Source organism: Salinimicrobium oceani, from assembly GCF_012037645.1.
Window position 1 is genome coordinate 1 of record NZ_JAAVJR010001711.1, and the last position, 278, is coordinate 278.

Below are 278 nucleotides of genomic sequence, written 5' to 3' on the forward strand. Positions count from 1 at the left end.
GTCGTAAAGCCTTCCGTTTACCATGGTGTAGATGATCGTGTTGGTATTCTGAATGTCCTCCAGCGGATTCTCCTCCAGAATAATAAGATCGGCTAATTTTCCTTCTGCCAGACTACCAATCTCATCACCCATCCCAATGTATTCAGCAGCGTTGATTGTGGCAGTTTTGAGGGCTTCCATGTTGCTCATGCCTCCCATCTGGATCAGCCATAGCTCCCAGTGTGCTCCTAATCCTTGTAATTGTCCGTGGGCTCCCATGTTTACTTTTACTCCGACAT

Annotated in this window: 1 protein-coding gene; it reads right to left on the bottom strand. The window is 47.1% G+C overall.

The window, feature by feature from the left end:
• On the bottom strand, positions 1-278 hold a 278-nt coding region (locus HC175_RS23700; protein WP_168140153.1), incomplete at both ends, for an amidohydrolase family protein.